This window comes from Staphylococcus sp. GDH8C109P, from assembly GCF_017893405.1.
Lineage (GTDB): Bacteria > Bacillota > Bacilli > Staphylococcales > Staphylococcaceae > Staphylococcus > Staphylococcus cohnii.
This window is the reverse complement of record NZ_JAESMX010000005.1, coordinates 1-6,842: the sequence shown is the minus strand read 5'-3', so window position 1 is coordinate 6,842 and position 6,842 is coordinate 1. Positions and strand designations below refer to the sequence as shown.

Genomic DNA, 6,842 nt, shown 5'->3' with positions numbered 1-6,842 from the left:
CATCTTATCAAGAGTAAATTACTAAAAATCCATTAACATCAATGTTTTTACTTTAAGGACATATATTTAACGCATTAAATCAAAAGAAAAAATACAATGTAATTATGAGATGACAATTGATTACGGTCATAAGAATGTACCACAAATAAAAAAAGTAACTCCTTTTTATTTTATCGAGGAATTAGGCTTTTGACCTGCAACAATCACGCCCAATTTCGGAATATCTATAATATGATTTCGATCTTAAATTATCATCTTTAACTGACGCTACCTGCTCGTTAAAGTAGACATATTTAAAAAAGTTTATACTGCACCTGCCTTTATTATGTAAGTAAAAGTAGTAAAGCTTTAAATTGGTTTTCAAAAAAGTAGGGTTGATTATTTCTTTTTCATCAATTATTATTGTGTTATTATCACAATATGAGAAAGGAGGCAAAAAGTAATGGGAATTGATTTCATTAATGTCGAGTTTAGAAAGCATGTAAAAGTTTCAGGGGATTTAGGTACAACGGGATCAGTATGTCCTTTTTCACAAAAACAAAAAATGGAAACACTACCGGAAAACTTTTTGCCTCCTTTTATATAATGGGCAAAAATTTATGAATCTATTGCATTTGTAAAAATGCATACGAATGATTAGGCACCGGTTGTTAAACTGGTGCCTTTTTTTTGTTTGATCAGTTCAGTTAGTTTGGAGAACCGAATCTTTAATCATGCTGTAGAAATATGGTGAGTTCGTTGATTTGGTTTTACAATATAAATAGATATGAGGTGAGGTTTATGGTGAAAGCAGTGGATTTAGCCTCCTAAAATCACAATATATTTTAGGAGGAAATAAAATGAAAAAGGATAGTAAATCTAAAGAAATGATTCAATCTGAAAAAAGGGGTTCTACTAGGCTTTTAATGATGGTACTCTCCCTATCTGTACTTGTAGGTGCAATTACGGCTGATTCAGTCAATCCCGTACTTCCACTAATAAGCAAAGATTTAGAAGCTTCGAAATCTCAAGTGAGTTGGATAGTTAGTGGTATTGCACTTGTTCTTGCGATTGGAATTCCGATTTATGGTCGAATCTCAGACTTTTTTGAGTTACGAAAGCTATATATCTTTGCCATTATGATTCTGGCAAGTGGTAGTCTTTTATGTGCAATTGCCCCGAACCTCCCATTGTTGGTTTTGGGAAGAATGGTTCAGGGTGCTGGGATGTCCGCAATTCCAGTTCTATCAGTCATTGCAATTTCGAAGGTTTTCCCACAAGGAAAACGTGGGGGAGCTTTGGGAATTATCGCAGGAAGTATTGGTGTTGGAACTGCTGCTGGTCCAATATTTGGTGGAGTAGTTGGTCAATATTTAGGGTGGAATGCCTTGTTTTGGTTCACATTTTTGTTAGCCATTATGATTGTTATTGGTGCCTACTACGCGTTACCGACAATTAAACCGGCAGAATCCGTAGGAAGCAATAAGAACTTTGATTTCATTGGTGGTTTATTCCTCGGCCTCACAGTAGGATTACTCCTTTTTGGCATCACTCAAGGAGAAACTTCTGGTTTTTCTTCGTTCTCATCGTTAACTAGCCTAATTGGTTCTGTTGTAGCTTTGGTGGGATTTATTTGGAGAATTGTTACCGCAGAAAATCCATTTGTACCACCTGTCCTGTTCAATAACAAGGATTATGTCAATACGGTCATAATTGCATTTTTTTCGATGTTTGCTTATTTCGCTGTTCTTATGTTCGTCCCATTACTAGTCGTTGAGGTGAATGGACTCTCTTCTGGACAGGCTGGAATGATATTGTTGCCAGGTGGTGTGGCTGTTGCAATCTTATCTCCCTTCGTTGGCCGTCTTTCTGATCGATTTGGGGATAAACGTCTGATAATTACTGGGATGACTCTGATGGGGCTGTCTACCTTATTCTTGTCCACCTATGCATCTGGTGCTTCACCTCTGTTAGTTTCCGTGGGGGTCCTCGGAGTAGGGATTGCTTTTGCATTCACGAATTCTCCCGCAAATAACGCCGCAGTAAGTGCACTCGATGCAGACAAGGTTGGTGTCGGAATGGGGATTTTCCAAGGTGCTTTGTACCTTGGATCAGGAACTGGAGCAGGTATGATTGGAGCATTATTATCCGCTCGACGTGATGCTACTGAGCCGATAAATCCATTATATATATTGGACGCTATGTCCTACTCAGATGCGTTCCTTGCAGCTACAGGGGCAATACTCATTGCCTTAATAGCTGGATTAGGTTTAAAAAAGCGTGGGTAATAACTTAGTTATGTAAAGATTAGTTATTGTTTAGTTCATCTTCTATAGTTTAAGCTGTAAATAAATAGCTTAGGAATCACGCAAATTTGAATTTCTTAGAATAGAATACTTTTAAGTAACTCAACTTTCGTACACTGTTTTATTGGTGCGAAAGTTGAGTATGTTAAGGATGAAACAATGAAAACATTGGTGATCGTTTCTCACCCAGATATGCCAAATTCTCGAATCAATAAAGTTTGGGTAGAAAAAGCAGCGTCTTATTCAAACGAAATTACCATTCATGATCTTTATAGAGAGTATCCTGATTTTATTATGAATGTAAAAAGAGAGCAGGAATTAGTTGAAAATCATGATAATATTATTTTTCAATTTCCATTATATTGGTATAGTTCTCCTTCATTATTAAAAAAATGGATCGATGAAGTGATTATATATGGATGGGCTTACGGATCAAAGGGTAAAAGAATATTTTATAATCGAAAATTAGGATTAGCTATATCAGCTGGCGTAAAAAAAGGTGAATTTACAAGTATGGGTAAAAACAAGCATACATTAACCCAGATGTTAACACCATTCAAATCTTTATGTGCATAGATTCATGCTGAATATGTACCAGAGTTTGTACTTTACGGTGCTAATTCGGATATGAAGGGCGAAGAGATACAGAAAAGTGCTAATGAGTATTTGCAATATATTAAAAAGTATTATTTAAGAGCATAAAACACTTCTGCGATCATGCCAACAATACTAGAAGAAAGCCCATTTCCCCTTAACACATTTAGGGAAATGGGCTATTGAAGTTATTGAAGGTTTTAGCGATTTCATTTTAGGTAGCCAATTCAAAGTGCCCAATAAATTCCAAGAAACACAAATCTGCTAAAACAGCTTGCCATGTAATTTTTGAACTTGATCCTTTAACCGTTCATTCTCTTCTTCTAACGCCTTTATACGGCTTTTTAAGGTTTTTATTAATACGTCCTCTGAACGAGGGCTTTTACTAGGTTTACGGGGGGTTAACTCACTTATCTGCATCCCTCTTAATGTCTCCACTCTAGTTCTAATATCTTTTTGTTTGTAAAGCCATGACTTTGAAACATTTGCTTTTTGTGCAACGGAATTAAAATTAATCTTCTCTTCTTTCAATGCCATCTCTGAAATTGTCTTTTCAACCCTAATTCTTGTTTTCTCCGACTTGTCTTTAGCTAGCTGAACTATGGCAGTTGTGTTACCTTTTCTAATCATTTTAATTCGTCTCCTTTAACGAATGAATAATCTGTTCTAATCTATTTTTAACACGTTCATTGGTTTCAACCTGACGCTGCCATTGGTTTTGTTTAGCCCTATTTAGTATTTCTTTAGTTCGCTCTAAGTGCTCTTCATGTTCAGTAAGAAATTGTTTACTTGTACAGAAATTCGTACAATCTAAACATGCATTTGCGTGAGGACATGGTCCTGCAATTACTGGTAACCGACAATAGCCATTAGGAAGTGCCTGTGCATTGATATTCTTTTTAAACCATTGAAGATCTGTATTGTCAGCTTCAGTATTTTCCTCACTTAAATCCAGAATGCTACCGTTATTCGTTACTAAGGTTTCCTTAAATTTCGTAAATTCCTTCTTTAGGGTTTCATCAAAAATATGTGCATATCTTGCCGTCATTTCCGGTGATTCGTGACCCAAGAACTTCTGGACAATATGTTGTGGCACTCCGTTATTTATCATTCTAGTGCCAACTGTATGCCGAAAGGCATGAGCATGAAAACGAAAAATTTCTCCGTTGCTGTCCGTTATCTTTTCTTCATAAGCTAGTTCATTTAATTTAACCCTAAAGGTATCTTGTTTCAATGGTGAGCAATCTTTTCGGGGAAACACATATATACATTCATCATCGAGTTCATCAGCCACCCTTTGCTCTTGAACTAATATCAATGCAGCAATTTCTTTAGAAATAGGAATGATATGCTCTTTCTTCATTTTCCACTGATAATACTTTAAAAAGCAATCCCCTTCTTTATCGGTTATGACGCTCCCTTTTTTCAATGTACAAAGTTCACTGATACGCATTCCGCATTCTTGAAGTACCATAACCATTGTAGCAATATAAGGTTCCAATTTATCTAATTTCCCATTTAGTTGTTCAAGTATATGTTCATCAATATAACGTGGTAGTGCCTTCGGCACTTTAGGGTAATCTTCTTGAAAGATAAGGATCTTAGAAGGTGTATCCTTCCAGTCATACCTTTGAATTGTAGTAAAAAAACGTCTAAAGTAGATATTCGTCCAGTTACAGTACTGGGTTTTAAACCTTTTAAATTAATATAATTTAAATATTGCTCAATTTCATTTCTAGTTAATTGATGAATCCTTTGTATACCTTCACAATTTTTGTTCATGAAATTAAAAAACTCTTTTAATTTTGAAGCTATATCTACTACGTGAGAAAAGCTAGCTATGTTTAACATTAGTTTACAATATCGCTTAACTATTTCTTTAAAATAATTATTCTCAAAACCCTTAAAGTTGATCGTATATTCGTAGGATGTTGGGTTTACCTTATCTTCCGGTAATGATAATTTTCTTCGATTCCAAACATCTTTTTCCCATTCTTCCCCATCAAAATAGAAGTCCTCATAGAATTCCATAAACTGTTTAAGATGAGTAACGTAATAGGAATTAGCATGTACAGTAACTTTCTGCTGATTTACATCAAGTTTGTAATTAGTAGTCGTAGTTTTTACTTTTTGTTCTGTTAAGTAGGTCCGGTATTCTGTCAGAGCTTTTTTTATAGGCACTTCGGTTATCGATGTAATATTAGGATATTTTAAATTTAAAAATCCCATCATCCGGCTTATCACTGTTCCCTTTCTAATCCAAACGGATTTTGCATTCCAAGCTCCATTATTCAAGTGAAGGTAATAAAAATATTTTAATTCTGTTTTCAACCAGATATTTTCCACCTTATCGAAATTTACCCAACGATTTCTTAGTGACGGATTCTTACTTAACTCAATTGCACTAGGATGTGGACAAATTCTTATATCCCATCTATCTGCTGCCCAATAACCTTTTAAAACACTTGTCATATTAGCTATTTTTTTATTAATCTCTGTACTAGCGATAAGCTTTCGATTAGTCGCTACACTTGGAAATTTCATTGTCATGTTTCTCTCCCTTGAAGATACTTTTTATATTCATTCTTCATATCTTGATCAGAAAGATGAACATAAGTATCAAGTGTTGTTTGTACATGGGCATGCCCTAATCTTTTTTGTACATATGCAGCATCCCATCCACTTCTAATAAGCTCTGTGGCATGCGTATGACGTAATATATGAGCATTGAAAGTAATCCCTGTCCGTTTTCCTAGTCTTCTTATTAGGTCTAATACACTTTGATATTTTAGAGGGTGGCCAAAATAAGAATCTTTAAGATTAATAAATATATAATCATGATCTAAATCTTCCCCATATTCATGTACTAAGTAATCGGTATATAATGCCATTAATTCCTTACTTACATCAATAGTTCTTTCTTTTTTAAGTTTAATATAAGCTCCATTTTCATTGTGATCTCTTGGCCTGATGTTAATCTGGTTATCCCATGTTGAAATATCTTCAATACGAAGGGATAATGCTTCTCCTATCCGAAGTCCCCCTTCATACATAAGCATAATAAGTAAGGTTCTGTTGCAAAGTTAATTTTATAGTATAATTTTAACAAAAAAGGAGCGTTCTCTATGAATTATTTTAGATATAAGCAATTTAATAAAGATGTAATAACTGTAGCCGTTGGCTATTACTTAAGATACGCGCTTAGTTATCGTGATATATCTGAAATACTAAGAGAACGCGGCGTTAACGTTCATCATTCAACGATCTACCGTTGGGTTCAAGAATATGCTCCTATTTTGTATCAAATTTGGAAGAAAAAGCATAAAAAAGCTTATTATAAATGGCGCGTTGATGAGACATACATTAAAATAAAAGGAAAATGGTGCTATTTATATCGTGCCATTGATGCAGATGGTCATACATTGGATATTTGGTTACGTAAGAAACGAGATAATCATTCAGCATATGCGTTTATTAAGCGACTTATTAAACAATTTGGTAAACCTCAAATGATAATTACAGACCAGGCACCTTCGACGAAGGTGGCAATGTCTAAGTTGATTAAAGATTTTAAACTTAATCCCGACTGTCATTGTACATCTAAATATCTTAATAACCTCATTGAGCAGGATCACCGTCATATTAAAGTGAGAAAGACGAGATATCAAAGCGTCAATACGGCAAAGAATACACTCAAAGGTATTGAATGTATTTATGGTCTATATAAAAAGAACCGTAGGTCTCTTCAGATCTACGGATTTTCGCCGTGCTACGAAATTAATCACATGTTGGCCAGTTAAGGGAATACTACCATGTTAAAATGATAATTAGTTATATTTTTTCTGACTTTGCAACAGAACCGTTTGTCAGATATGGCTCAAGGATTTCGCCGAATGATGCAATATAAAAAAATTAATAAAAATCTTGTTGGTTTTATGCGTGCAACGGAAGTGACAATAAATA

The 6,842-nt window shown here is 34.7% G+C and carries 5 protein-coding genes and 3 pseudogenes; 5 read left to right on the top strand and 3 right to left on the bottom strand.

The genetic code is table 11. The features are described 5' to 3' along the window. The first annotated feature begins 442 nt into the window (after positions 1-442). From KA867_RS01705 to KA867_RS01695, 3 genes are all read left to right on the top strand, one after another. Positions 443-586: a hypothetical protein gene (locus KA867_RS01705; protein ID WP_002360221.1), complete on the top strand. Its 144-nt coding sequence runs from the start codon at positions 443-445 to the stop codon at positions 584-586. A gap of 253 nt (positions 587-839) precedes the next feature. Beyond that, positions 840-2,267, top strand: a complete 1,428-nt coding sequence (gene fexA, locus KA867_RS01700) for a chloramphenicol/florfenicol efflux MFS transporter FexA (RefSeq protein WP_165624956.1) — start codon at positions 840-842, stop codon at positions 2,265-2,267. A gap of 177 nt (positions 2,268-2,444) precedes the next feature. Continuing rightward, positions 2,445-2,861: an NAD(P)H-dependent oxidoreductase gene (locus tag KA867_RS01695; protein ID WP_031883923.1), complete on the top strand. Its 417-nt coding sequence runs from the start codon at positions 2,445-2,447 to the stop codon at positions 2,859-2,861. 282 nt (positions 2,862-3,143) lie between these two features. On the opposite strand, the gene KA867_RS01690 is transcribed toward KA867_RS01695, so the two are convergent. The 3 genes and pseudogenes from KA867_RS01690 to KA867_RS01680 all read right to left on the bottom strand — a co-directional run. Continuing rightward, positions 3,144-3,509, bottom strand: a complete 366-nt coding sequence (locus KA867_RS01690) for a DUF6262 family protein (protein WP_000619629.1) — start codon at positions 3,507-3,509, stop codon at positions 3,144-3,146. 1 nt (position 3,510) lies between these two features. After that, positions 3,511-5,423: pseudogene (locus KA867_RS01685) on the bottom strand (tyrosine-type recombinase/integrase). A gap of 2 nt (positions 5,424-5,425) precedes the next feature. Next, positions 5,426-5,947: pseudogene (locus KA867_RS01680) on the bottom strand (tyrosine-type recombinase/integrase); the annotation flags it as partial. 57 nt (positions 5,948-6,004) lie between these two features. On the opposite strand from KA867_RS01680, the gene KA867_RS01675 reads away from it, so the two are divergent. Both KA867_RS01675 and KA867_RS13530 read left to right on the top strand, forming a co-directional pair. Then, entirely contained in the window at positions 6,005-6,679 is a 675-nt protein-coding gene (locus tag KA867_RS01675; RefSeq protein WP_002512555.1) for an IS6 family transposase, read from the top strand. Between the two features lie 63 nt (positions 6,680-6,742). Next, positions 6,743-6,842 (top strand): annotated as a pseudogene (locus KA867_RS13530) (hypothetical protein); the annotation flags it as partial.

Coding starts and splice junctions, on each gene's coding strand:
- KA867_RS01705 (WP_002360221.1), top strand. CDS start 443: ATGGGAATTGATTTCATTAATGTCGAGTTTAGAAAGCATGTAAAAGTT.
- fexA (WP_165624956.1), top strand. CDS start 840: ATGAAAAAGGATAGTAAATCTAAAGAAATGATTCAATCTGAAAAAAGG.
- KA867_RS01695 (WP_031883923.1), top strand. CDS start 2,445: ATGAAAACATTGGTGATCGTTTCTCACCCAGATATGCCAAATTCTCGA.
- KA867_RS01690 (WP_000619629.1), bottom strand. CDS start 3,509: ATGATTAGAAAAGGTAACACAACTGCCATAGTTCAGCTAGCTAAAGAC.
- KA867_RS01675 (WP_002512555.1), top strand. CDS start 6,005: ATGAATTATTTTAGATATAAGCAATTTAATAAAGATGTAATAACTGTA.